The organism is Nostoc foliaceum FACHB-393 (genome assembly GCF_014698505.1).
In the GTDB taxonomy this organism is placed as follows: domain Bacteria; phylum Cyanobacteriota; class Cyanobacteriia; order Cyanobacteriales; family Nostocaceae; genus Nostoc; species Nostoc foliaceum_A.
Genome location: NZ_JACJTD010000006.1, coordinates 73,043 through 97,641, shown reverse-complemented (window position 1 = coordinate 97,641; position 24,599 = coordinate 73,043). Strand labels below are relative to the sequence as shown.

Below are 24,599 nucleotides of genomic sequence, written 5' to 3'. Positions count from 1 at the left end.
TTCATCTTTATAAAAACTTTAAGAAAACCCTCTCCGAATTTAAAGACAAATCGAGTTATATCTCATAAAATATGATCACTAAATTATTAAACAATGCCTATTTGTTACTATTTTAGTCAAATTGATGAAAAGACTCTTGATAATATAAAGAATTCAAAAACCTAATTTTACATAACAGCTAGTTCCGTTTTGAAGTGCATACTACTACCAAATTCGTTGAAAGTTTAAAAAACATGGATAGCGAACAGCATCGGCGCTATCAGACATCTATGGTATCAACTTATTACCCTGACACTAGTTTCCTTGACTCTCTTGTCATGCCAGATGGAACTGAGCAGTCGCAAGGCTCGGATATCCTTACACGTTTACACAGTGGAGAAGTTTTCATTGTCAATAGTCGTAGACGAAATGGATTAATCCTCTTTAAACGCTACCATGCAGAGTTTGCTGGACCTGGGGCTGCTGTGGGTGGGGATTACGATTGTGATTGCCAAAGGGCACTGCCCATAGGTAATCTGTCTTTATTAACTCCCGAATCTAATGAAGAACGCCAGAAGGCTTACTTGATTAGGCGACAGTGGATTCGATTGATCAAACAAATTACAGAAAACCCTGTAGCTGGGCAGCGCGTTCAAAAGATTCTCGATCAATTTGAACAATACTTTCCGCCAGAAATAGTCGCTCTTTTGCCGGATGTTGCCTTTGCTCTTTTAGTCGGTGTGCTGCCACAAACAGTGGGAATAGTACGCCGTTTGGGCAGTGAGGTGGACAACCGATTTAATTATTGAGTGAATTGCTAAAATTCCAAATTTGCCAAAGCAGCTTGTACTCGATTAACGGTGCGGGTGTTTTCCTCTGTTGTTCCTACAGTAATTCGCAATCCTCCGCTAATGTGTCGCACAAGAGTGCCGAGTGTCCTAAGTTTCTGGTGGAAAGTTTTTAACGCAACATCTTGTGAATTAAAGCCATTTGGTTTAAGACGCAGGTAAATAAAGTTAGCAGCGCTTGCGGTAATTCGTAGTTCTGGTTGCTGGGATAAAATTTCGATTAGTTTGGCTCGTTCACTTAGGGTTTGGGGAATTGACCCTAGCAAGAGTGTGCGGTTTTGTAAAGCAACTAATGCTGCTGCTATAGAAAAGCTGGGGAGATTGTAAGGTAAGCGAACTTTTTCTAAAATGGCGATCGCTTCGGGATGAGCAACACAATAACCAACACGGAGAGATGCCAATCGGAAGGCTTTAGAAAAAGTGCGTAATATCACCCAATTGGGGCGCTGTGCTAATTCACCTACTAAGGTAGTTTGACTGAATTCAAAGTAAGCTTCATCAATTACTACCAAAATATGCTCACTCAAACTTTTTAACCATGCCAACTCTGCCGCAGTTAGACTATTGGCAGTCGGCGAATTGGGATGCACTACGAAAACTACACGAATGGGGGGATTTTGAGTTTGTTCAATGGCAGACTGTGCGGCTTCTAAGTCAATTTCAAAATTTGTTTCATTTCTACCCACCGCCACTATAGGAATACCCAAAGTTTGTGCCAAAATTCCGTACATAGAGAAAGTGGGATTGGCAACTAGAATTGAACCTTCTCCTCCTAGACAGGTAGCGATTAATAAAGAACGGATTAGTTCATCTGAACCATTGCCCACAGAGATATTGGCGGCAGTATTGGATATTGAGAGATCGGCTGATTCATTGACGTATTCGGCGATCGCATCCTTAAGTGTTTCATGTCCGCCATCGGGATAACGATTTGTTTCAATTACTTGCTGATATGTCCAGACTAGCTTCTCTTTTAACTCAGGTGGTAAATCATAGGGGCTTTCATTTGTATCTAGCCGATCAAATTGTGCGGGGACAGCTCCGGCTGTATCGCTGCTGGGGTGAGGTTTGTACGCGGTAAATTGGGCTAAATCTGACCGGATAAAGGGAAGCATAATTTTAGTAATTAGTCATTGGTCATTGGTCATTAGTCATTAGTAACTAAAGAAAGGACAAATGACTAAGGACAATTATTTATGTGAGAGTCTAATATTTTACAGCTTCAAGGTAATTGGCAAAAGAGGCGAATTGCCTGCCAAATTTCTTCCATAACATTACCTAAGGCGTGGTCACTGTCGAGTTCGACTAACTTCACCCAAGGACGCGAACGCCCAAAGTTACGACTAGCTTCAATGGGGATGACTTCATCCTTTTTTCCATGCAAAATCAAGGTGGGAATAGGACGTTGCAAAAATTCCTCTTGGTATTGGGCAGCATCCGTAACAAAATCGTAACTTAAGGGAAGCTTTCGCTCCTCCCCATAGTGGTAGACCATGATATATTTTTCTTGCTGCCAACGCTGCACTTCTTCATCCCCTACCTTGGGCAACCAATGGGATAAAAACCCAAAAGCTGGTGCTAGCAGCACAAGATGTTGTACTTGTAAATATTGCTGTCCCAAGTGGGCAGCTGTCAAGCCGCCTAAACTTGAGCCAATGAGCGTTACTGGCGTAGAATTATTACTGAATTCTGCGGCAACTTGAGTCATCTGACGAGTGATTGTCAACTGCGAAAAATTGCCAGCATTTAGATCGGGAATTTTTAGCTTTGTGTGAATTTGGGTAAAGCGATCGCCTATATCCCGCGCTTTAGCAGAATTAGGACTGGAAGCGAAGCCGTGCAAGTAGATATACTGGGTGAGCATTAAAGTTTTCCCGTTAGGGTCGTCCTTAGTCATTTGTCAATTGTGATTTCAAAGGACAAATGACAAATGACCTAGTTATCGCATTGTGACAAATTCTTCGGCTGCGGAGGGATGGATACCAACGGTGGCGTCAAAATCTTTTTTAGTTGCGCCCATCTTGACGGCGATCGCTATACCTTGAATGATCTCAGCGGCATTTTCACCTACCATGTGAGCGCCTAGCACTTTGTCAGTGTTGCTATCAACCACCAACTTCATCATTATCTTCTCTTGCTTACCAGTCAAACTATGGTACATGGGGCGAAAGCGAGTGCGAAAAATTTTTACGGCATCACCGAGTTTTTCCCGTGCTTCGGCTTCTGTCCAGCCTACTGTCGCGGCTTCTGGGGTAGAAAATATAGCTGTGGGAACAGTTTCGTGACTGAATTCGCGGCGGTTATTGCCGAATTCGCTATCAGCAAAGGCGCGACCTTCGCCAATAGCTACGGGAGTTAAATTGATTCGGTCTGTGACATCGCCAACAGCAAAGATATTTGCTTGACTAGTTTGACTATATTCATTGACTGCGATCGCACTTGTGGTATCGTATCCAGGACCTTCGATAGAACTAGCGACAACATCAATCCCAGCGTTTTCTAAACCTAGTCCATCTACATTGGGAGTTCGACCAGTCGCCACTAAAAACACATCGGCAATTACTGGTTCTTGGTCTTCGCCTGATAAAGTCAGTTTAAATCCTTCCGGCACGCGTTCAACTGTTTTTACCACATTATTCTTAATCAATCGAATTCCGTGGTTCGTCATCCCTTCTTCAATTTCTGTAGTGATGTCCTCATCAAACCCCTTCAAAATCTTTTCACCTCTGGTAATTTGTGTGACATCAGAACCCAAACCACGCATGATACAGGCAAATTCTGTGCCAATATAACCAGCGCCAAGAATGATGATGTGTTTTGGTTGTTCTTTTAGATGAAAGATTTCGTTAGAGGTAATGCCATATTCCATCCCTGGTAAATCTGGTTTGATGGGACGCCCGCCAACAGCAATTAAAATTTTGTCTGCTGTAACTTTGCGTCCATCAACTTCTACTGTATGGGAGTCTAGCAATGTGGCACGGCTAGGAATTAATTCAACTCCGGCTTTTTCTAAAAAGCTGATGTGTAGTTGGGACAGTCGCCGAACTTCCTTATCTATAGATGTAATGAAATGTTCCCAGTCAAACTCGGCATTACCTACTTTCCAGCCATAGCCTGAAGCTTCACTGAAGAGTGCGGGAAAGTGAGAGCCATAGACCATAAGTTTTTTGGGAACGCAACCACGAATCACACAAGTACCACCAACTAAATCATCTTCAGCGATCGCCACTTTTGCCCCATAGCTAGCCGCCCGTTTGGAAGCCGCCAAACCTCCAGAACCCGCACCAATTACAAACAGGTCGTAATCAAAAGTCATAGATTTATATATCTCTTTAGCAACAAGTTAGTTCTTGGGAGCTTACACAGAAAATGTGATTGCACTATATAAGGATATCTGGTGAACTCTGTGTAAGTCCTGTCCTTGATTTAATCTAGCGCTAGCAGATGTTCTCTAGTCGTAGGGAATATCACTTTTTGCTGTGGTTGCTGTAAAGGCAGTAACTACAATTCATTTGTCATGGTTCTGCATCTGGTATCGGGCATAAGTATGTGCTACTGCGATGGAGCAGCTAAGTCCCCAGGACTTACGCAAAATTATGACAAAACGAACCGCGTTCGGCATTCGCAGAATATCTTGTACCTTCATTAGCAGTTTTATGTGCTTGGAGAGTCAGTCGGGGTTACGGGTGTTGTCTCAGTTGGGGTTACGGGTGTTGTCTCAGTTGGGGTTACGGGTGTTGTCTCAGTCGGGGTTACGGGTGTTGTCTCAGTTGGGGTTACGGGTGTTGTCTCAGTCGGGGTTACGGGTGTTGTCTCAGTTGGGGTTACGGGTGTTGTCTCAGTTGGGGTTACGGGTGTTGTCTCAGTCGGGGTTATGGGTGTTGTCTCAGTTGGGGTTACGGGTGTTGTCTCAGTTGGGGTTACGGGTGTTGTCTCAGTTGGGGTTACGGGTGTTGTCTCAGTCGGGGTTATGGGTGTTGTCTCAGTCGGGGTGTTGGGTAATTCTTCAATTGGGGTGTTGGGTAATTCTTCAATTGGGGTGTTGGGTAATTTTTCAATTGGGGTTACGGGTGTTGTCTTAGTTGGAGTGTCAGGTTTTTTCTCAGTTGAGGTTACAGGTGTTGTCTTAGGTGGGGTATCTGGTGTTGTCTCAGTCGGGGTGTCAGGTTTTTTCTCAGTTGAGGTTATGGGTGTTGTCTTAGTTGGGGTGTCAGGTTTTTTCTCAGTTGAGGTTACGGGTGTTGTCTTAGTTGAGGTGTCGGGTTTTGCCTCAGTTGAGGTTACGGGTGTTGTCTTAGTTGGGGTGTCAGGTTTTTTCTCAGTTGAGGTTACGGGTGTTGTCTCAGTTGGGGTGTCGGGTTTTGTCTCAGTTGGGGTGTCGGGTGTAGGAGTTAGCTGCACAAAAGAGGGGTTTTCAATTACTCCCTCGCCTTTTATGGGTGGCTGTGCTTCTAAAGCCGCAGCAGTCTCAGCTTGAACACTAGTGATTGCAGGATCAGGTGTAGGCACAGGACTTTGCCTGTTCAAATCAAGTTCCCGAACCAGTTGGCTAGTTTCATAAAAATTTCTCAGATCAAAATCATATAATCTCTCAAATTTCCCTTTAACTATAATCACCATTTGCCCTGCTTCCAACACCTGAGTTTCAGAAGCTTCTTTGTTAGAAACTTCAATGCCACTATTTGTCAGTGCACCCACAATCGTAGTGTCTGTTTGTTGGTCGTAGCGTACAAATAATGCTGAACCACGAATTGCTGCTGCTGCATTTGGTGTTTGTATGCGTGTTTGCCCTTTTCCTGGTGGGATGAGTAGTAACACAGTCCCATTTGACAGTTTAAAGTCACGAGTCTTCGGCAAAAATTGAAATAACGCCTGTTCTCCAATTCGTGCCAAAGAGCCATCATTAAAACGCAAATCTGCTAGAGAAGCTCGACCAGTTGACAGCCCGTCTCCAGGAATCATTGCATCTAATTTGCGTGCGGGACGTTTCTTGAGTTTATCTTTGGGTATCAGTTGTACCATATTGCGGAGGTTCTGAATCTCCGCTCGCGTTAGAGGAGTTATGGCACTTACCCTATTTGGCAAAGGCAGTACTATAACTCCCCATAAACCAATCACTAATAGTGGAAACGATTTATGAAACATAGTTTGAGAATTTGTGAATTTCAACTAATACCAAAAAAGTTAAAGGTTTAAGCTGCTGATAATTGTTATAGAAAGTTTATTTAGTAAAATTATTTGTAATTTTGTCTACATTTAATAGATAAAATAGACAAAAAGTGAATCATATTCATATATAGTTTATTTAAATTTTTATTCTTAAACTTATATTATATGCAATAAAATCTCTGACAAATTTAAAAGTTAGTAATTGATATCAACAATTAAATGAAAAGTACCTTACATATAATTGATTCTAATAAGATAAGCAGATCAGATACAGTGAGAAGAAGTTCTTAGGGATGTGTTGTGAAGTGACTTACTGGCTGTATTTAACTAAATCTGAACATAATAATCTTTATCGCATCATCTCAGTTTTGCAAAAATCTGGAGAACAATCCGAAAAGCAGCAATTTTAGTTTGTAGTTTCAGTATATACCTACAAGGTTAAGATATATGCACTCAATTGTATTTTCTAAATCGGAACTTCTGATACAGCTTGTGGGTCTACATTTGCCAAATGCGATCAACGCAATCTAACAGATGCGACTCAAAAACTGGAAGAATTTGTTTTTTTGTATTTTTTTAGCGTCCAGTGGTGGGAGCTGGTGTTGCATTAGAGTAGATGCGGCAGAATCTGCAAATACAGATATTTGGCATCCTAAAAATTTAGCAAACACACAGGTAACTTATCAGCTATGTCAGAATTTAGAGCAAGAGGTAATTAACTCTTTGTGCAAGCAGTCGAGTGAGTTACCAACTTTAGATTCCCATACGCGGTTAAATCTGGCACAGGAAACAACAGAAATTTCACCTACCAATCCAGATCCAACCGGAGAATTTGGAGAGACTCAAAAGCAAAATGACCCGCCACAGCTAGAATCGCAGCCAAGTGTTTTGCCTGCATCTCCTCCAGACTCAAAAGAGGAAGTGTTGAATCCACCTCAAATAAATCAGTCCCAAAGGCTAGAGAGGCTAATACAGTTGCTACGATCGCCAAAACAACCACCTGAGTCTGATAGCGATCGCGAATTGGGATTGCGTGTACGGCTGCGACCCCTAGAACAACAGCTACCAAAACCGATAGAACAACCCCAAATCTTACCTCAGTTTAAACCTATCGGCTATCTACAGGGCCGTGTAGGTTACTTCCAGACGACTAATATTTTTTCCTCAAATGATAGTCCCATAGAAGATGGTTTAATTATTTCTGGACTGACGCTAACCTCTGCATATTTCCCTTTGACATCTAAGACTTTTTTAAACGCTTCAATTGATGGCAATCTCATTCGTTATATAAATCAGTCACAATATCATTACAACCAGATAAGATTTAATCTCAGTCTTTACCAGCATATATCGCAGCGAATGTACGGAGAAATCAGTTGGAGCAATCAACAGTTATTTTATGCTAACAACAGTGATCGCTTGGATAGCTTTAAAGCAGGCGATCGCTTTTTAAATGAGAATTCTCTGCAACTGTCTTTGGGACGGCGAGATCCCTTAACTCCAAAATTAACGCTAGATAGCTTCTACGAATTGAGTGTGAATTTTGCTGATCCCCAAAGTCGCGATCGGATAATCAATTCCTTTTGGGTGTCTCTGAACTACTACTTGCAAAAACCTCTCCAGGTTGGTATTGATTACCAGGTGAACTTCTCGGACTTTACACAGCGCGATCGAGAAGACCAATTTCATCGGCTATTCGGGCACTTAAATTACCGAATATCCGATACCAGTAATTTGAATGTACAGGCTGGAGCAAGTTTAGGTAGTTCAACCGTCGAAAACATTGATTTTGATGGCTGGTTCTTCAGTATTAATTACAGTTTGCAATTAGGTCGGTTTTGAAGTTTGTCCAAAGTCCAATTGTCAAAAACTAATGACTAATGACTATAAATAAGAAATCCAATCACTCCAGCTGCCCGCATAAAGTTTACCCTTGGTAATGCCAGCTAATTCTAAAGAAAGTAAATTTACGCAAGCAGTAACCCCAGAACCGCAATATACCAAGATTTCTTCGGCTGTTTCTAGCTTCTCCCACCGACGGTATTGTTCTTCTTGAGGGAGTAGGTAGCCGGAAGAGTCTGTAACTTCTTGCCAGGGATAGTTGACTGCGCCGGGTATATGTCCAGCAATTTTATCAATTGGTTCTCGTTCACCTCGGTAGCGATCGCTTTCTCTTGAATCTACCAATACTACCTCTTGGCTCTCTTTCCGGCTTTTCACCCCTGTAATATCTACCACCTTTTCGGTTTGCACTTGAGCTACAAACTTACCCATCTGTGGTTGAGGTACAACATCTGTAACAGGATACCCAGCTTTTTGCCATCCAGAAAAGCCTCCATCGAGCACTGCTACTTGCTCATGTCCTAGATAGCGCAAAAGCCACCATAAACGAGCTGCAAAGGCAAAGCGCGAATCATCATAAGCTACAACTAAAGTTTTTTGGTAATTTACCCCAATCGACTCAAATTTTTTAGCTATATCATTGGGGTTAGGTAAAGGATGTCTCCCGCCATGCTTACCTACTGGACTGGAAAGATCCTGATTCAAATCTAAGTAATATGATCCCTCTATATGGCTTGTTTGGTACTGTTGTTGTCCTAGTTGTGAATCGGCTAAAGAAAAGCGACAATCCACAATAACGACTTGCGGATCTTCTAGATGTTCAAGCAGCCAAGCTGGCGAAACAACAAATTGAGGATTGGACATTGGTCATTATTTAGTTTTTTGTAAGATGTCAGACTTAGAGAATTTTACACCTAAGCTAACAGCAGATGGTTCCTTCACCTTTGTCTCTCAGGAGTTTGGTGAATCCTTTCACAGCCATCATGGAGCGCAGCAGGAGAGTTTTTTCAAATTTGTGGAACCGACTCAACTGGCTACAGCGGCGCATAAACCGGTCTTGCGGCTGTTGGATATTTGTTATGGTCTAGGATATAACACAGCTGCTGCTTTGCAGACAATTTGGGCAATGAATCCTAGTTGTTGTGTTGAAGTAATCGGTTTAGAACTGAATCCAGCAGTGCCACAAGCTGCGATCGCTCATCACTTATTCGACAATTGGAACTGTAACTATATTGAAAGTTTGTCCCAGCTAGCTTTTGAGCATTATGTGCAAACACCTTGTCTAAAAGCAAAGCTACTAATTGGCGATGCTAGAACTACAATCACGGTAGTACGTCAGTCCGGTTTCTGGGCAGATGCAATTTTCCTCGATCCCTTTTCACCACCACATTGTCCTCAATTATGGACTGTTGAATTTATTAAACAACTGTCATTTTGTTTACATCAAGATGGTTTATTAGCCACCTATTCTTGTTCTGCTGCTATACGCACAGCACTTTTGTCTGCTGGCTTAATCATCGGTTCTACACCACCTGTGGGAAGGCGATCGCCTGGTACCGTGGCAGCACATTCTGGTAGTATCGAGTCTAAATACCACTCAGTACCCAGCACTTATTACGGGCTAAACCATAGCTCTCCTCTAACAGCACTCACTTCCCTCTCGCAAGCTGAAAAAGAACACTTACTAACCCGTGCTGCCATTCCCTATCGCGATCCGGAATTGAGCGATTCAACCGAAGTCATAGTCATGCGGCGACAACAAGAGCAACAAACCTCTTCGCTGGAAACTACCTCCCGTTGGCGAAAAAGGTGGCTGTCGGGAACACAAGGCAGGGATTTTATGGGAACTAGTTTGTAATTCGGTTGCAATGTCTACGACGGGCATAGCTGCGGCAACTAAAACCTCATCCTCAGTCCTTAATTCCAGAAAAGTTAGACATTTTTTTGCCAAAAATTCTGATTTACTTTCCAGATACTCAGGCAACGAGTTTTTACCAGCCAAATAGCTTAATTAAAGATAGTATCAAATACTATATGTAATTTGATATACTTGAGTATTGCTATAATTGTATAAATAAAAATATATATACCTAATGCTTACCATAAAGATTTAAAACTAAAAACCCGATATATCGATATAAAGCAAGCAATCCTAATGCTTTCTAGCGCTGTTAGGTTAAAAATCTCCGTAAAAAACCTGATTTAAGATTTGTGCCAATTTATCATACTGGAACTAGAAGCAAAACAAAAAATTTGACAACAGGATACCCTTTGTTCGTAACATAAAAGATACATGCTGCGAAAACCTAGATAGCAGCTTGACATCATGGATAATCCCTATGGAAACTCTGGCTCAGATACAGTCGAATATTAAATTTGTTTTTTAAATCTGACACTGTTAACTTCTGCAAAAACTTGGAGTGCCTTTGTGATTCAATGGAAATCCAACCATACAGGCTTTACAGAAGAAATTGTTAGTGGGTCAAACCCCATTAGCAGAGTAAAGAGTATCGGTTCAAATAATGCCGTAGGATCGCAAAATTCGGAGGGTTATTCTTTAGGCTTACCTCAACAAGACCTTATGCTTGAAGATAGACAAGCAGTGTCTTCTTGGATAAAAGCTGATGTTAATTGTGGTGATGATTCATTGGTCTCTAGAACACTACAAGCCAAAGGTTCTAAAGTGAATGGGTTTGATTTAGATCCGCCGAAGGTTTTAGTTGTTGACGATCATGCCGCTAGTCGGATGACTGCTGTTGCCCTGTTGGGGATGGAAGGATACGAAGTAATTGAGGCGGATAGTGGTTCCATCGTTGTCGGATTGGTAACTCAAAAACAACCAGATTTGATTTTGCTGGATGTGATGATGCCAGGAATGGATGGATTTGAAGTCTGCCAATTGCTCAAACAGGATGAGCAGACTAGGCTAATCCCAGTGATTTTTATTACAGCATTAAATGACAGGCGATCGCGCATTCGGGGAATTGAAGTTGGGGCAGATGATTTTCTCACCAAACCCTTTGATCGTGTGGAACTAGCGGCGCGTGTCAAGTCCTTGGTGCGGCAGAAACGTCTGAACGAAGATTTAGACCATGCCGAACAAGTACTATTTTCCATTGCCATGTCGATTGAAAGTCGCGATCCCAATACAGGCAACCATTGTGAACGCCTGGTAAAACTGGGACAAGTTTTTGGTGAATACCTCAACCTCTCACGCTACCAAATTCGAGATTTGAGATGGGGTGGTTATCTCCACGATATTGGTAAGGTGGGTATTCCCGATGCAGTGCTGCTGAAAAAAGGCAAACTCACCCCCGAAGATTGGCAGATCATGCAGCAGCACGTTTTGATAGGAGAAAAAATCTGTCAGCCATTGCGCAGTATGCGGGGTGTAATTCCCATTATTCGCCATCACCACGAACGCTGGGATGGCTCAGGCTACCCTGATGGACTCAAAGGGGATGATATTCCCTACCTAGCGCAAGTATTTCAGTTAATTGATATTTACGATGCTCTGACCAGCGAACGACCTTACAAAAGAGCTTTTACTTCAGCAGAAGGACTTTTAGTGATGCAAGAAGAAGCTGATTCCGGTTGGCGTAATCCCAAGTTAATGCAGCAGTTTGCCGAGTTTATTGGCTCCAGTCAGTAAAAAGGCTGGGGACTAGGAGTAGGGGATTTTGTAGCTGCCGTAATTAGCACGAATTGGTATTATCGTAACTCATTGTATATTTCACTCTTCTATGGTTAGCTGGTATGGTTTGAGCCTAAATTTTAAAGTACCAACAGCATTAATCATAATTTCACTGATAGCTGATAGCTAATTATGGTAGTTGTAGCAATTCTAGCGGCGGGACGCGGCACCAGGATGAAATCACGGTTACCCAAGGTTTTACACTCTTTGGGTGGGCGATCGCTATTAGAGAGAGTTCTCGAAAGTGTAGAACCACTTTCGCCCTCACGGCGAATCGTGATTGTGGGATATCAGTCCGAGGAAGTGCAAGCCGCCATGCATTCAATTCCCACTTTGGAGTTTGTGGAACAGACTGTGCAACTAGGGACAGGTCATGCCATCCAGCAATTACTTCCTCACTTGGAAGACTACACTGGGGATTTACTAGTACTTAACGGCGATTTACCGTTGATACGTAGTGAAACTCTTCAGCAGATGTTACAAACTCACGCCCGAAATCAGAACGCCGCCACTATTCTCACCTCGAACCTACCAGACCCCACAGGCTACGGGCGAGTTTTTTGTAACGATGAAAATATTGTGCAGCAAATGGTCGAACACAAGGATTGTACTGCTGCTCAAAGGCAAAATCAGCGGATTAACGCTGGAGTTTACTGCTTTCGTTGGCAAGATTTGGCAAAAGTACTCCCTCACCTACAGGCAAACAATGCCCAAAAAGAATACTATCTTACTGATGCCGTGACTCAAGTCGGACAAGTAATGGCAGTGGATGTAGAAGACTACCAAGAAATTCTCGGTATCAACGATCGCTTGCAACTCGCAACAGCATCTGAAATTTTGCAAAAACGAGTCAAGGAAAAATGGATGTTAGCGGGTGTCACTCTCATCGACCCCACAAGCATCACCATTGATGAAACAGTGACATTACAGCCCGATGTAATTATTGAACCCCAAACTCATCTGCGGGGAAATACAGTGATTCAAACGGGAAGTCATATTGGGCCAGGGAGTTTAATTGAAAATAGTCACTTGGCTGAAAATGTCACCGTGCAGTATTCAGTAGTAACAGATAGCACTGTGCAGGCAGGAAGCCGAATTGGCCCTTATGCTCATTTGCGTGGTCACGTACAAGTAGGTGCTAATTGCCGTGTAGGGAATTTTGTGGAATTGAAAAATACTCAATTAGGCGATCGCACGAATGCAGCACATTTGTCATATATAGGTGATACCGTTGTTGGCAATCAGGTAAATATTGGTGCCGGTACAATTACTGCCAATTATGACGGCGTGAAGAAACACCGTACAAAAATAGGCGATCGCACAAAGACTGGAGCCAATAGCGTTTTAGTAGCTCCACTCACCTTGGGAGATGATGTCTACGTGGCTGCCGGTTCTACCGTTACAGAAGATGTGCCTGATGATTCTCTAGTGATTGCCCGTAGTCGTCAGGTAGTAAAACCAGCTTGGCAAAGGAAAAGTGTTGAAAATGAAACCACAGATCAACATAAATAATTCATCACTGTTAATCGCAATTCATCTGTGGTTTTAGACTATAAACTAGGATTTTTGCAAGATGTCTAATCTAGCTAGATTAGTAGTGAAGCCAAAATCTCAAAAAATAACATGGAAGAACTACTAGAACTTAGGCAATTTCTAGAACAAGGCAAAATCCATGAGGCGTTGCTGTTGGTGGATGAGTTAGAAGAAATGAGCCTCAGTGACAAAATCAATAAGATTGATAGTTATAGTGTGATTCTGCTCATCCATTTAATTAAACAAAAGGCCGAAAAACGTTCTACTCGCTCTTGGGATGTTTCGATAGAAAATACAGTGCGTGAAATCAACAAAATAAACAAGCGCCGCAAATCCGGTGGGTTTTACTTGAATCAAGCAGAATTAATCGATATTCTGCAACAAGGATATCAAGTGGCACTGAAAAGAGCGGCGCTAGAAGCTTTTGAGGGGCGTTATGAAGCCCAAGAATTAGCCGCAATGGTTGACCAGGAAGAAATTTTAACTCAGGCGCTAGAATTTATTCAACGATAGCCAATCAATTCACTATCATTCCATTCCAAAGTGTCGCCAATTTTTTCGCCGTCGTGGTAGGCGGCGAGTAAGATTTCACTGGTTTTTCCCCAAGCGATCGCTCCACTAACATCTAAAGCGATCGCTCCCAAATCCCGTTTGTTCTGGTGCGCTTCCCCAAAGGATCGCTGCATAGCCTCCCTCAAGGACATACCATCAGTCACACGTACTACAATCCGGGGAGCTAGACACTCATCGATGATATCTTCCCCAATGCCAGTACAACTAACACCAGCATTACTAGTAGCATAATTACCTGCTGGCATAGCAGAATCACTTACCCTGCCAATTCGCTCAAAGCCCTTACCACCAGTAGAAGTGCCAGCAGCTAGCCTACCATAGGCATCTAAAGCTACCACACCGATGGTACCGCGTCCGGCATTGCTGGTTTCTAGCAGTTCAGGTTCTGCTACCACACCAGCCATTGCGCTTTTAAAATTATCCTGGCGCTCTTGTATCCACTCTTGTAACCGCAAATCAGTTAAAGCGTTATAGCTGGGAATTTGCATTTCCCGCGCCAACTCAGCAGAGCCGAAATCTGATAATACTCGGTCTGGCGAGTTTTGTAAAAATTGTGCCAACTCAATGGGATTTTTCACCCGCGAAATATTAATCACACCACTAAATCGCCCTGATGCACCATCCATTAGAGAAGCACTCATGCGGATTTGCCCATCAGATTGCAGTACTGAACCAGTACCAGCATTAAAGCGGGGGTTATCTTCTAGCATTTGGCAACCCTGCACCACCGCCTCAGAGGCAGTTGCTCCGCATAATAGTAGAGAATAGACTTCTTCTATTACTTTATGGAGCGATCGGCGCACCGCCTCCAATCCGCCTTTACCGTGGAGAGAACTACCAGCCCCCCCATGAATAATTAATTTAGGTTGCACCTGTGACTCCATTAATCTCTTGCGCTATTTGCGTCTGTGTTGCGGTTAGTTTCATTTTGAGCTTCAGAACGGCGACGACGACAACGTTCTGAGCAGTATTTCACATCGTCCCAACAATCTTGCCACTTTTTACGCCATGTGAAAGGACGTTGACATACCGGACAGATTTTTGTAGGTAGGTCAGATTTAGAACGAATACGTCCCATATAAATACTGTGTATATGAGAATTTGATTTCTGAGAGAGATGGAAAATAATTATAACCAGTTTGCTACGAAGGGAGGATACTTTCGACGAACAAATGTGTGGTCAATCTCTCTATAGACTCATTCCTGAGTTCCCTATCTGAAAAGATGGGACTTTAGGCAGTTGGAGGAGAGTACTACTAAGAATCATGGCCAACTAAGGGCAACAACAAGCGGCTAACTACCCGATTATCTGGTAATTGATAAAAATTTAACTCCCCTCCCAACTCCTGCATGAGGTTTTGGCAGATCAGCAGATGTAAACCTGGCGGTTGGTCAAGGTTGGAGGGAGCAAGCACATCTTTGGGTGTATTATCATGTAGTTCTGTGAGTAACTGTGGTTCGATCGCACCGTTGTATGTAATCGACAGTTCTAGCGATGTCTGATGTTCAGACCCTCCACTTGTAAAAGAATGCTTTGTATCCGAGGGTTTTGACGCATCTAAACGGCGACACCAAATATCAATTCTGCCGCCGATTGGAGAACGGTTACAGGCAGTAACCAATAATTCATGGATAACTAATTCAATTTTGACAATATCACCAGCGATCGCCATTGAAGATTGAGCGCTGGAGGTAGGAACGCCTCTAGCAAGGGAAGAATTCTTTGGTGACTCTTGCTCGTCAATCGGTTGTCCTAAGCCATGTACGCCAATCCACAGCTTTTGTTGTTTAAGTTGATTTTCGATGCGTTCGAGCGATCGCTTCAGTAAACTGGCTATGGGCATAGTTTCCCAACTCATGTGTAGCTGCCAGTGCTCAAGTTTTAGCATTCCACTCATGGAAGCGGCTGTATGGTCTAGCTGCCGCAACAATAGCTGGTAGCGCATCTGAGCAAGTTCATTAGCAGGAATACCCAAATCATGTATTTGTTTAAGGGATAGCGCCGTTATTCTTTGGATTTCCTCTAAACGACGATGTTTGTACCAGTTGAGTTGTCGTAATTCTTCTGTTGTGGATTCTAAAAGTCGGGTAATTTGCTTTTCACGACGCCACCAAGCTAATTGAGAAATCAGAGTTGCTGTCGCACTGAGGTTTGCTTCTGACCAGCGACGCTCTTGATAGTCTGCTAACAACACTACACCAGTAGTTTCATAATCAGTATTGGTACGTAACGCCATCACCAAAATTTGACCTTTGTCTGGCACACTCAACCATTTTCGAGTTTCCGGTAGTAAATTATCTACCTTCAAAGTCAAGTAACTCTCCGTAGCAAGTGCCCACTGAATTAAGGCTTCAGCCTGGATAGGAATTGATGCATCGGAAAAAATCCCAAATTGACTATTGTCAATCACTCCAGGGATAATTTCTGCCATACTTTCGCCAGGCGACCAGGATAGCATTATCGCTAGGGGACAGGCCAAAATTGATGCTATTTGTTCGAGTGCTGTGCGTTCTAAATGCTTTTTTCCAACCTCGATTTTACTGTTCTGGGATTGTGTCAGAATGCGTAGGCATTGCTCAAATGCCTGGGAAGATTTTTGCTGCTGGGTGGTGCGGTTATGTAATTGCCACTGACGAACAATTACACCAATCTGTTGACTAACGGCCCACAGTAATTCCTTTTCTAGAGTTGTCCATGAGCGATGGGTTTCGTGAGTGATGACCAAAATTGCTGCTGGTATATGACCGTGAGTGCATTTACAAACAAGTAGCGATCGCACACCATTTTCTAGTAAAGGGGGACGCCAGTTAAAAAAGCGTAAATCTTCATCTAAGTTCTCAATTTCCACCGCTTGAGTTGAACGTTCCAAAAGCTGCCCATCTAATTCTTTGAGAGGATAAAGGGTAAATGTCAACGGTCGGCGATTATGGGGCTGACTTTGGTAAATAAATTGATAATTATTCTGTTCAGGGTCATACTGCAACAGCAAAAAGCGTGTGGCAGCTAATCGAGCTAAAACTCTTTTAGCACAGCTGTGTAAAGTTTCCTGAAGTTCATGTTCCCTATAGATACCTTGGGCAACTTGACCAGTCAGGTGGGCATCCTCTTGAATCTGTTTGATAGTGCTTTCCATACTTTCGCTAGGTGCAACCAGAGAGATTAAGCCAGCAACACCTTGAACAAAATTTTTGTCTGCCTCCGTCCAAATGCGAGGTTCATTGCTTTCTACCGCCAGAAAACCTAATAGGTTCTTTTGCCAGATTATCGGAGCTGCCAAGAGCGATCGCACCTTCAGCCGTTGCAGCAATTTTGCCGTAAAATGGCTCTTTAAAGAACTGCGGGCATCACCAATCGAGACAATTTGGTTAACTGCCAAAGCATAATAAAAGTCGCTCAACTCCTGTACAGTCATTCCTGCTGCTTGCTGAGTGCTGGAATTGCGATCAATTTTCACAAGCTGATTGCTCATCCGACACCAAAAGTAGCGCCCTTCTCGCTCAAACCAGTAAACATTTGTTCGGCTAGGGGAAACAAATTTATGAGTTGCTTGCACTCCTGCTTCAAGTCTTTGATTCAGATTTCCGAGGGTGCGTAAATTTTCAAGCAATTCTAACAATGGCTCGTCGGTTCGCTTGGTTTGCTTTTGCTGCAAATGCATCTCATTTTGATAAAGCACTGCCCCTAGTTCACCTAAAACCATCATCAAACGTGCTTTTGCTTCCCCTGTCAGTAGGTAGCCCCAGCGTTCTGAACCCAGTAACAGCAAACCCAAGCAACGGTCTTTATAGCGAATTGGTAAAATAATCGTTCCTTGGATATGGAATTTTTCTGCTATCTTTCGCCATTCGGCGGCGCGGATTTCAGTTTGTAAATCAGCTATGCCCAAGGGATGCTGTTCAATCACCACTTGCTCTAATAAATCCCCAGGACTGAGAACAACCCTTTGGCGTAAAAAGCTCGTGTCATGATCAGGTGTGATGCCCCCTTTGCCGAATAATATGTGATTCAGGCGATCGTAAAGAGCAACCCAAATCAGTCTGTAGTCAAACTGTTCCTTAAGATAAGAAATAGTAGTTTCAATCAGAACGTCAACATCATCTTCTTCTCTGAGGCTCTGGAGGACACGTCCCAAGGAGAGGATCTGCTGTTCGGCGGCTATAGGTTTTTGCGGCTGCCCCATCTGATTTATTGGTTTACATAACTTGTAATATATAAGATGCCCAGAAAAGCACCTTGACTAATATCGCCACAGGTGTCTGCTGAAAGTTTTAAGTAAGATGTTGGTGGAAGTTACATTATGGAGTGCTAAAGAAATGGGTGAATCTTCGTCCGATACTCTAGAGGAGCAGCGACAAGTCTCAGAGGAAAAGCGGGAGTCTGCTGAAGAAACTAGGCTTTCACAAGAGAAGCAGCGGGAGTCTTCTGAATATGTCAGGCTCTCACAAGAGGAGCAGCGAGAGCTTGCTGAAGAAATAAGAAATTCTGCCGAAGAAACCCGGCAGCTTGCTGAAGAAATGAGAAATTCTGCCGAAGAAGCGCGGCAGATTGCTGAAGAAATGCGGCAATTTAAAGAAGAACTCCGACAAGCTAAAGAGGAAGCGCGGCAGGCTAAAGAGGAACTCCGACAAGCTAGAGAGGAAATCCAGAAAGCTAGAGAGGAAATCCAGAAAGCTAGAGAGGAAGCCTGGCAGTCTACCGAATTCGCGTAGTGTTAAGAATTGAAATGGATATTTATCAAGTCGCTATTCGTCCGCTTTTGTTCAATCTGGTAAAAGCCGATTCAGAGTGGTTACACCAGCAGACGATTCGCAGTTTTAGCTGGCTATCACAAACCCCTGCTAGTTGGGCAAACCAACGCCTAAAGCAGTCTTTATGTCTGTACGATTCACGCCTAGAACAAAACTTGTTTGGGCTAAACTTCCCAAACCCTGTAGGGTTAGCAGCTGGTTTCGACAAGGATGGAGTAGCTGCTGGCATTTGGTCTAACCTGGGTTTTGGCTTTGCGGAACTAGGAACTGTAACTTTTCACGCACAACCAGGAAATCCGCCTCCCCGTTTGTTTCGCTTGCCGTTGGATAAAGCTGCTCTCAATCGGATGGGCTTTAATAATCTTGGTGCAGCAGCAATGGCGGCACGTTTGGCACAGGAAAAGCAGAAGTTAATCCAGTCAATACCCATAGGGATAAATTTGGGTAAATCTAAAGTAACTCCCCTAGAAGCAGCTGCACAGGATTATCTCGATAGTTTTCGTTTACTCAAGGATTTGGGAGATTATTTTGTTGTTAATGTATCTTCGCCAAATACACCTGGTTTGCGATCGCTCCAAGATGCTTCTATGCTCAGTACTATCTTAGATTTATTACAACAAGAAAATAATACACATAAACCCATTTTTGTCAAGATAGCCCCAGATTTAGAATGGGAAGCGATCGCTGACATTATTTCTTTAGCTAAAACCTACCAATTGGCAGGAATTATTGCCACTAACACCACCATCCGCCGTGATGGACTAAAAACCCAAGTGATTGACCAAACGGGCAAATCACCTCAGGAAGAAGCTGGCGGAATTAGCGGTGAACCATTGCGCGATCGCTCCACTGAGGTAATTCGTTTTATTTGGCAGCAAACCCAAGGACAAATGCCAATTATTGGCGTTGGTGGCATCTTTTCTGCTGAAGATGCTTGGGAGAAAATTACTGCTGGTGCTAGTCTAATCCAGGTTTATACAGGCTGGATTTACGAAGGCCCACTGATGGTACGCCGAATTCTAGCAGGTTTGCTTTCCAAGCTAGAACAAAGCGGATTAAATTCCATCAACGAAGCTGTGGGTTTACAAACAAAAATTCCAAAATTCTAATTACGAATTACGAATTAGGAATTACGAATTGTTTTACCCTTCTTCCTCCACTGGGAAAAACTCCTTAGTTTTTTCCGAGTATGTCCAGGCAATACCATCAGGGTCTTTGCTGCGACTCCACTCAGGAAATTCTGGATCATTTCGTCGTTTATAAACCGTGCTGGAATAGACATTTAGTCGCTTGGCAAGTTCAGATTGAATCAGAGAGCCAAAAATTAACTGTTTTTCCAGCGATCGTTTAGCTTCTTCATGGGTTGGCTGTGGTGTTGATTCGGTTTCTGGTTCTTCCTCCTGTGGGGTTGGTGGTGGTGCTAGGAGCGATCGCGCAGTTTTAGTAACTGGTTGAGCAGGAAGTTCTTTAACAGGCTCACTACTATCAAGAATATTGCCGAGAATGCTGGCAGTTATAAAGTAATAAGACTGCCCCGCATCTTCGGAGTTCACTATACTAGCGCCAAATTCTGAGGCTTTACTATCCAAGTAGCGTTTTGCCGTTGTTCCAGGAAAATTGCCCCTTATTGCCAAGTCCATTGGCGTAAGTCTGCCCTGATTTTCCCGAACCAACTGATGAAAAATTGGGTTAACTCGATGAGTCCACTGTTGCCATTGATATTCCTGCCAAAGCTTGAAGCCAATTACCAGCACAATCAGCGCCAGTAAAATTCTCCATGTGGCAACCAGGAAAATAATCAAAAACGAGATGGGCAAAAGTAGAACGAGAAAAGCCTTGCCGTCACTTTCTATGGGTTTCTCACTCATGCCGATTTTTGCCAAGTGAATTTTGGGAAATAATACTATCTATATTGGCAAAAATTGGGACACTTTTTTGTATCTTTTGGCAAAGTTGCCGGCAAAACCTTTCGCTAGTAAGTAGTATAGCCTTCAGTAACTGGAACTTCTCTAACATTTGTCTGCGATGCCTACGGCAGTAAACTACGGGCAAAAGTTTTTACGAGCGAAAAAAAGAGGTTTTTTGACTCAACCAGGAACTCTATAAATTAGCTTGCCAGCCCCTTGACAACAAATAATACAAATACTACATTAATAATACAAGTCAACTTTACTTGATATGTGGTGGGTAGCTCAGTGGTTAGAGCGCCTAAACATCCTTATTCACCTCTTGCCTGAAAAGGCCGAAGAATTGAGGGTTATCGCCTGCCAAGCGGGAGGTCGCGGGTTCGATTCCCGCTCCACTACACCAAATTGAGTACTGAATGCTGAGTAGAAACTCAAGAGTGAGAAGTTTTAAATATTTAACTCCTAACTCCTAACTCTTAACTCCTAACTTTTTATGTGGCGGGTAGCTCAGAGGTAGAGCGCTAAACATCCTTGTTCACCCCTTGCCTGAAAAGGCCGACGAATTAGGGTTATCGATTAGGGTTCGAGAGGTCGCGGGTTCAAATCCCGCTCCGCCACCTTTCATTTTTGCCCGCAAGGGCCGGGAGATGAAACCATGAATTACAATTTTTTCACTAAAAAGAAGACGACTACACCACAAAATCAACCCATCCCCGGACGGGAAGCAGAGATGATTCAGGGACGTTCTGGCGGCTGGATGTTTGATGCTGGTATTTGGAAAATGCTGCGCCGTTGTCTGTTGGTTGGCACAGCAAAAAGCACTTACTACGCTGGTAAACAAGAATTAACTGAGGATTTTGTGACAGTTGTCAGACAAGCTGTTGCCGAAAATCCCAGCCGTGTAGCAGAAGAAATTTTGTATGCTAGCGATGGACGCGCCATCAATAACAGTGCGCCTATCTTGGCTTTGGTGCTGCTGTCGATGGGTGAAACACCAGAAGCAAAACAGGCGTTTGGTGAAATATTTCCGCAAGTTGTCCGTACTGGTAGCCACTTCTACGAATGGTTGAACTACACCAAATCTCTGCGGGGATTTGGCAAAGTAGTGCGGGAAGCTGGTAAAACTTGGCTCTCAAGGGAAGATGTTAAGGGTTTAGCTTATCAACTGTTGAAATATCAACAGCGTCAAGGCTTCTCGCACCGAGATGCGTTGCGGTTGTTCCATGTCAAACCGCCTACAGAAAATCACCGTCAACTATTTGAGTGGGTAGTTAAAGGCTGGGAAGAATTGCCAGCAGATATCCCCTCAGAGGCGTTGGCGCAGATTTGGTGGTATGAGTGGCTCAAGCGGAATCCCACCCAAACCCATGAAGCTATTTCCCAAGGACGCTTAACCCACGAAATGGCTGCACCTGTGGGCAAAATGGATAAGCTTGCTTGGCAGCTGCTATTTCAGGAAATGCCAATAGGTGCAATGTTACGTAACTTAGGTTCTTTAACTGAACTGGGTGTGTTGCGAGCCGATGAAAATGCTAATTTGCTGCAAGTGGAAGCAGTTCTTAATCGCAGAGAACATCTGCGTAAAGGTCGCATCCATCCGATTGATGTTTTGAAAGCACTCAAAACTTATGAATCTGGTGGAACATTAGGACGCAGTAAGAAAACTTGGAACCCAGTTCCTCGGATTGTGGACATTTTAGAAAAAGCAGTTGAACTGTCTTTTGATGTTGTGCAACCCACAGGTAAAGTATTCATACACGCCGTGGATGTTTCTGGTTCTATGGGTAGCTTGGTTGCAGATATGGGACTAAGTTGTTGTGAAATTGCCACCACAATGGCACTGGTAACAGCAAAAGCAGAGAAAAACTACATGATTCGCGGCTTTGCTACAGAATTCCGGGAATTAGGTATCACTGCCAAAGATAGTTTTAGTTCTGCGGTTCGCAAAGCTAGCAACCAAAACTTCGGTGGAACTGATGCGTCTGTAGCTTACGACTGGATGATTAAGAATAAGTTTAAGGCAGATGTTGTGTGCTTTTGGACTGACTCGGAAAGCTGGGCGGGAAATAAGCATCCAAGTCAAGCGTTGAAACAGTACCGCAAAAAGGTAAATCCTAACGTCAAGGCTGTGTATGTCACCTTGACACCTTACCAAATTACTTTGGTAGATCCTGAAGATTCGCTGTCTTGGGATTTGGCAGGATTCGACCCAGGTACGCCTCGGATCATCCAGATGCTGGCTACGGGTGAATTGTAGATATTGCTGAAGGGTAAAGGATGAAATATACTTTATCCTTCATACTTCATGGCGGGTTATCCTTGTTCGCAACTTGCCTTTCGGGGACGGAGAATTTAGGGTTATCGGTTACGTCTCCACCATTGTGGGGATTAGCGGGTTCAATCCCCGCACCCGCCTTTGTTTTTGATTTTTACCTTACGCAAGGGTGTTGGGTACGCGTCGCTTTCAATCTGAGTTTGGATGAATTGCTCTATCTCTGGATTTAAGAACACATTCATCGATTTATTTACAAGGGTGTTTTTCCATAACTATTTTAGTCTTAGGTGAGATTGTCACTGAAGATTAGGCTGTTATTTATATGCTTTGGAGCAAAAGCGCGATCGCACACCCGCCCGAAGCGATGTCTACGACGGGCTACGCCTACGCAAACTTATACCTCTTGTAAAATAGACAATATCCTTGTTTGGCAAGATAATGTAATATAACTTACCAATAATCTAGCGATGCCTACGGTGGGCTGCGCCTACGCTGTTCCTTTTGGAACTAATTGCTATTAATTCGGCAATCTGCTACATATCAGCCTAGTTTCATCCCCAATTGTCCATCCAAAGACAGTAGATTAAGTTTTGTCTGAATAACTATAAGGGATGAAATAGCTCTGCTTTCCAAAAACTGAAAAAGGAACAGATTTTTATGACATTTGATTACGATTTGTTTGTCATTGGTGCTGGGCCTGGGGGATTGGCAGCAGCTAAAAAAGCAGCTAGCTACGGTGTCCGTGTCGCTATTGCCGAACAAGAAACCGTCGGTGGGACTTGTGTAAATCGCGGTTGCGTTCCGAAAAAACTGATTGTCTACGCAGCTGACTTCGCCCTCCAAAATCAAATAGCGCACAGTTATGGGTGGAGTGACTGTCAAACATACTTTGACTGGACATTATTTATTAAGTCAGTACATCAGCATATTGACAGCATTAACCAATCGTATTTTCAGCAATTGCAAAAAGCTGGAATTGAACTAATTTCTGAACATGCCACTTTCATCGATACCCATACTATCAATATCGATGGACGCAAAGTTACAGCCGACAAAATTTTAATTGCTGTGGGAGGGCAACCCCTCAAGCCCAAAATTCCAGGTATAGAATACGCCATCACATCCCGCGAGATGTTTCAGCTACCTTATTTGCCAAAACGTTTAGCAATTATTGGCGGCGGCTACATTGGCGTAGAATTTTCTAGCATGATGCACGCTTTCGGTTGCAAGGTGACGGTAATTGAAAAAGACGAGATGATTTTATCGGGGTTTGATGATGACATTCGCTCTGCTGTACAAAAAGGTTTGAGCAAACGGGGAATTAAGTTATTCACCAACAGCACAATTCAAAAAATCAAATACTCAGATGAGAGTTTGTTGCTAACTATTACTGGTGAGAGCCGAGAAATAATTACAGCAGATACCATCTTAGTTGCCACAGGTTACGCTCCAAATACCAAGAATCTTGGTTTGGAAAATGCCCATGTTGAACTTGGCGAACATGGTGCAATCAAAGTAGACGAATACAGCTGCACCAGCCAAAAAAACATTTTTGCTGTGGGTGACTGCACCAGCCGCGTGCAATTGTCTCCAGTGGCTCAGGCAGAAGGTATTGCCTTTGCCGATAAAGTTTTTGGCAACAAGGCGCAAAAACTAAATTATGATTATGTGCCCACTGCTGTTTTTTGCCGTCCAGAAGCGGCTAGTGTGGGGATGACAGAGGCGAAAGCACGGGAAAAATTTGGTGAATCTGTACAATGTTACTGCACCCAGTTCCAACCACTGTTGTATCAGCTAATCGAACAGAATGAACCAATCACTATGAAGTTAGTGCTAAATAGTGATTCTGGGCTAGTTTTGGGTGCTCATATGGTGGGTGAACATGCAGCAGATATCATTCAAAGTCTGGGTGTGGCAATTCGCAAGGGCATTACTAAGGAAGATTTGGATGAAACTATAGGCATTCATCCCACCACAGGAGAAGAATTTTTGTCGTTAATTTAAAATCATGTGCAGGACTAAGTAAAAAA

At 43.2% G+C, this 24,599-nt stretch carries 19 protein-coding genes and 2 tRNA genes; 12 read left to right on the top strand and 9 right to left on the bottom strand.

Translation table 11 applies throughout. The annotated features are described in order from the left end of the window. The first annotated feature begins 233 nt into the window (after nucleotides 1-233). Nucleotides 234-788 carry a hypothetical protein gene (locus H6G92_RS07725; RefSeq protein ID WP_190892490.1) on the top strand — a complete coding sequence of 185 codons (555 nt, stop codon included), beginning with the start codon at nucleotides 234-236 and terminating at the stop codon, nucleotides 786-788. An 8-nt stretch (nucleotides 789-796) separates the two neighbouring features. Here the strand turns inward: H6G92_RS07725 and H6G92_RS07720 are convergent, their stop codons facing one another. From H6G92_RS07720 to H6G92_RS40220, 4 genes are all read right to left on the bottom strand, one after another. After that, nucleotides 797-1,942, bottom strand: coding sequence for a histidinol-phosphate transaminase (locus tag H6G92_RS07720; RefSeq protein ID WP_190892488.1), 1,146 nt, complete (start codon nucleotides 1,940-1,942; stop codon nucleotides 797-799). A 107-nt stretch (nucleotides 1,943-2,049) separates the two neighbouring features. Then, nucleotides 2,050-2,691: a YqiA/YcfP family alpha/beta fold hydrolase gene (locus H6G92_RS07715; protein WP_190892703.1), complete on the bottom strand. Its 642-nt coding sequence runs from the start codon at nucleotides 2,689-2,691 to the stop codon at nucleotides 2,050-2,052. 75 nt (nucleotides 2,692-2,766) lie between these two features. After that, complete coding sequence (gene gor, locus H6G92_RS07710; RefSeq protein ID WP_190892486.1) at nucleotides 2,767-4,143, bottom strand: glutathione-disulfide reductase; 1,377 nt, start codon at nucleotides 4,141-4,143, stop codon at nucleotides 2,767-2,769. A gap of 338 nt (nucleotides 4,144-4,481) precedes the next feature. Then, entirely contained in the window at nucleotides 4,482-5,972 is a 1,491-nt protein-coding gene (locus H6G92_RS40220; RefSeq protein ID WP_190892485.1) for a FecR domain-containing protein, read from the bottom strand. A gap of 558 nt (nucleotides 5,973-6,530) precedes the next feature. Here H6G92_RS40220 and H6G92_RS07700 point away from each other — a divergent pair. Then, on the top strand, nucleotides 6,531-7,838 hold the full coding sequence (locus H6G92_RS07700; RefSeq protein WP_190892484.1) for a hypothetical protein: 1,308 nt from the start codon (nucleotides 6,531-6,533) through the stop codon (nucleotides 7,836-7,838). 42 nt (nucleotides 7,839-7,880) lie between these two features. Here H6G92_RS07700 and H6G92_RS07695 read toward each other — a convergent pair whose 3' ends face one another. Beyond that, entirely contained in the window at nucleotides 7,881-8,702 is an 822-nt protein-coding gene (locus H6G92_RS07695; protein ID WP_190892483.1) for a sulfurtransferase, read from the bottom strand. Between the two features lie 25 nt (nucleotides 8,703-8,727). Here H6G92_RS07695 and H6G92_RS07690 point away from each other — a divergent pair, with 25 nt between their 5' ends. The 4 genes from H6G92_RS07690 (at nucleotide 8,728) to H6G92_RS07675 (ending at nucleotide 13,578) form a co-directional block, all read left to right on the top strand. Further along, the gene (locus H6G92_RS07690) at nucleotides 8,728-9,696 is read left to right on the top strand and encodes a tRNA (5-methylaminomethyl-2-thiouridine)(34)-methyltransferase MnmD (protein WP_190892482.1); all 969 of its coding nucleotides are present in this window, start codon (nucleotides 8,728-8,730) and stop codon (nucleotides 9,694-9,696) included. Nucleotides 9,697-10,266: 570 nt separating this feature from the next. Next, nucleotides 10,267-11,490, top strand: coding sequence for an HD domain-containing phosphohydrolase (locus H6G92_RS07685; protein ID WP_190892480.1), 1,224 nt, complete (start codon nucleotides 10,267-10,269; stop codon nucleotides 11,488-11,490). A gap of 174 nt (nucleotides 11,491-11,664) precedes the next feature. After that, entirely contained in the window at nucleotides 11,665-13,044 is a 1,380-nt protein-coding gene (gene glmU, locus H6G92_RS07680) for a bifunctional UDP-N-acetylglucosamine diphosphorylase/glucosamine-1-phosphate N-acetyltransferase GlmU (protein ID WP_190892479.1), read from the top strand. A gap of 111 nt (nucleotides 13,045-13,155) precedes the next feature. Then, nucleotides 13,156-13,578, top strand: coding sequence for a DUF29 family protein (locus H6G92_RS07675; protein ID WP_190892478.1), 423 nt, complete (start codon nucleotides 13,156-13,158; stop codon nucleotides 13,576-13,578). Here the strand turns inward: H6G92_RS07675 and H6G92_RS07670 are convergent. From H6G92_RS07670 to H6G92_RS07660, 3 genes are all read right to left on the bottom strand, one after another. Then, complete coding sequence (locus H6G92_RS07670) at nucleotides 13,569-14,522, bottom strand: isoaspartyl peptidase/L-asparaginase (RefSeq protein ID WP_190892477.1); 954 nt, start codon at nucleotides 14,520-14,522, stop codon at nucleotides 13,569-13,571. The genes H6G92_RS07675 and H6G92_RS07670 overlap by 10 nt on opposite strands. Further along, nucleotides 14,522-14,716 (bottom strand): DUF2256 domain-containing protein, encoded by a 195-nt coding sequence (locus H6G92_RS07665; protein WP_190892476.1) that lies wholly within the window; start codon nucleotides 14,714-14,716, stop codon nucleotides 14,522-14,524. Before H6G92_RS07665 ends, H6G92_RS07670 begins: the two co-directional genes overlap by 1 nt. A gap of 178 nt (nucleotides 14,717-14,894) precedes the next feature. Beyond that, nucleotides 14,895-17,819, bottom strand: coding sequence for a sensor histidine kinase (locus tag H6G92_RS07660; RefSeq protein WP_190892474.1), 2,925 nt, complete (start codon nucleotides 17,817-17,819; stop codon nucleotides 14,895-14,897). A gap of 103 nt (nucleotides 17,820-17,922) precedes the next feature. Here H6G92_RS07660 and H6G92_RS07655 point away from each other — a divergent pair, with 103 nt between their 5' ends. Further along, nucleotides 17,923-18,348: a hypothetical protein gene (locus H6G92_RS07655; protein WP_190892464.1), complete on the top strand. Its 426-nt coding sequence runs from the start codon at nucleotides 17,923-17,925 to the stop codon at nucleotides 18,346-18,348. Between the two features lie 14 nt (nucleotides 18,349-18,362). Further along, on the top strand, nucleotides 18,363-19,496 hold the full coding sequence (locus H6G92_RS07650) for a quinone-dependent dihydroorotate dehydrogenase (RefSeq protein WP_190892460.1): 1,134 nt from the start codon (nucleotides 18,363-18,365) through the stop codon (nucleotides 19,494-19,496). 33 nt (nucleotides 19,497-19,529) lie between these two features. Here H6G92_RS07650 and H6G92_RS07645 read toward each other — a convergent pair whose 3' ends face one another. Beyond that, nucleotides 19,530-20,255 (bottom strand): hypothetical protein, encoded by a 726-nt coding sequence (locus tag H6G92_RS07645; protein ID WP_190892458.1) that lies wholly within the window; start codon nucleotides 20,253-20,255, stop codon nucleotides 19,530-19,532. Nucleotides 20,256-20,567: 312 nt separating this feature from the next. Between H6G92_RS07645 and H6G92_RS07640 the strand changes: the two genes are divergently transcribed. From H6G92_RS07640 to gorA, 4 genes are all read left to right on the top strand, one after another. Next, nucleotides 20,568-20,697: transfer RNA gene (locus H6G92_RS07640), tRNA-OTHER, on the top strand. Nucleotides 20,698-20,790: 93 nt separating this feature from the next. Further along, a tRNA-OTHER gene (locus H6G92_RS07635) sits at nucleotides 20,791-20,912 on the top strand. 37 nt (nucleotides 20,913-20,949) lie between these two features. Beyond that, nucleotides 20,950-22,551, top strand: a complete 1,602-nt coding sequence (locus H6G92_RS07630; RefSeq protein ID WP_190892455.1) for a TROVE domain-containing protein — start codon at nucleotides 20,950-20,952, stop codon at nucleotides 22,549-22,551. 675 nt (nucleotides 22,552-23,226) lie between these two features. Continuing rightward, nucleotides 23,227-24,573, top strand: a complete 1,347-nt coding sequence (gene gorA, locus H6G92_RS07625) for a glutathione-disulfide reductase (protein WP_190892453.1) — start codon at nucleotides 23,227-23,229, stop codon at nucleotides 24,571-24,573. Nucleotides 24,574-24,599 lie beyond the last annotated feature (26 nt).

Bases quoted from the DNA above. Each gene is read 5' to 3' on its own strand.
- H6G92_RS07725 (WP_190892490.1), top strand. From the start codon at position 234: ATGGATAGCGAACAGCATCGGCGCTATCAGACATCTATGGTATCAACT.
- H6G92_RS07720 (WP_190892488.1), bottom strand. From the start codon at position 1,942: ATGCTTCCCTTTATCCGGTCAGATTTAGCCCAATTTACCGCGTACAAA.
- H6G92_RS07715 (WP_190892703.1), bottom strand. From the start codon at position 2,691: ATGCTCACCCAGTATATCTACTTGCACGGCTTCGCTTCCAGTCCTAAT.
- gor (WP_190892486.1), bottom strand. From the start codon at position 4,143: ATGACTTTTGATTACGACCTGTTTGTAATTGGTGCGGGTTCTGGAGGT.
- H6G92_RS40220 (WP_190892485.1), bottom strand. From the start codon at position 5,972: ATGTTTCATAAATCGTTTCCACTATTAGTGATTGGTTTATGGGGAGTT.
- H6G92_RS07700 (WP_190892484.1), top strand. From the start codon at position 6,531: ATGCGACTCAAAAACTGGAAGAATTTGTTTTTTTGTATTTTTTTAGCG.
- H6G92_RS07695 (WP_190892483.1), bottom strand. From the start codon at position 8,702: ATGTCCAATCCTCAATTTGTTGTTTCGCCAGCTTGGCTGCTTGAACAT.
- H6G92_RS07690 (WP_190892482.1), top strand. From the start codon at position 8,728: ATGTCAGACTTAGAGAATTTTACACCTAAGCTAACAGCAGATGGTTCC.
- glmU (WP_190892479.1), top strand. From the start codon at position 11,665: ATGGTAGTTGTAGCAATTCTAGCGGCGGGACGCGGCACCAGGATGAAA.
- H6G92_RS07675 (WP_190892478.1), top strand. From the start codon at position 13,156: ATGGAAGAACTACTAGAACTTAGGCAATTTCTAGAACAAGGCAAAATC.
- H6G92_RS07670 (WP_190892477.1), bottom strand. From the start codon at position 14,522: ATGGAGTCACAGGTGCAACCTAAATTAATTATTCATGGGGGGGCTGGT.
- H6G92_RS07665 (WP_190892476.1), bottom strand. From the start codon at position 14,716: ATGGGACGTATTCGTTCTAAATCTGACCTACCTACAAAAATCTGTCCG.
- H6G92_RS07660 (WP_190892474.1), bottom strand. From the start codon at position 17,819: ATGGGGCAGCCGCAAAAACCTATAGCCGCCGAACAGCAGATCCTCTCC.
- H6G92_RS07650 (WP_190892460.1), top strand. From the start codon at position 18,363: ATGGATATTTATCAAGTCGCTATTCGTCCGCTTTTGTTCAATCTGGTA.
- H6G92_RS07645 (WP_190892458.1), bottom strand. From the start codon at position 20,255: ATGAGTGAGAAACCCATAGAAAGTGACGGCAAGGCTTTTCTCGTTCTA.
- H6G92_RS07630 (WP_190892455.1), top strand. From the start codon at position 20,950: ATGAATTACAATTTTTTCACTAAAAAGAAGACGACTACACCACAAAAT.
- gorA (WP_190892453.1), top strand. From the start codon at position 23,227: ATGACATTTGATTACGATTTGTTTGTCATTGGTGCTGGGCCTGGGGGA.